Origin of the sequence: Agrobacterium sp. MCAB5 (genome assembly GCF_052114365.1) — a bacterium.
Lineage (GTDB): Bacteria > Pseudomonadota > Alphaproteobacteria > Rhizobiales > Rhizobiaceae > Agrobacterium > Agrobacterium tumefaciens.
On the sequence record NZ_JBFREP010000287.1, the window covers coordinates 1 to 425 of the forward strand.

1 protein-coding gene is annotated in these 425 nt (G+C 58.8%); it reads left to right on the forward strand.

Going from position 1 to position 425, the window contains the following annotated elements:
• Positions 1 to 425: aminotransferase class III-fold pyridoxal phosphate-dependent enzyme (locus AB4Z23_RS28660; RefSeq protein ID WP_441361332.1), on the forward strand; the 425-nt coding region annotated here is incomplete at both ends.

Here is a 425-nt window from a genome sequence, read left to right on the forward strand (position 1 = left end):
TCATTGCACAGAACCAGTTCCTACAGGACCTGCGCAGGATAACGAGCGAAAACGGCGTTGTACTGATATTCGACGAAGTTATTACGGGGTTCCGGCACGCGCTTGGCGGCTACCAGTCGATCGTCGGCATCACCCCCGACCTCGCCACCTTTGGCAAGGCAGCCACTAGCGGCTACCCGATTGGTCTTGTTGCCGGCAGCAGGGACATCATGGAACGTGTCGGGAGAACTGGCGACGGAGCCGTGTTTATGGGTGGCACCTTCAATGGAACACCGTCTTCTCTGGCCGCCGTGAAAGCCACCATTCAAGAGTTGTCAAAGCCCGGCGTCTACGACCGCCTCTTCGAGCTCGGTAGCTACCTCCGGAAGCAGATCGACGAAATTATAGCGCGGCACGGCATCAGAGCGCAGTCGGCGGGCTTTGGC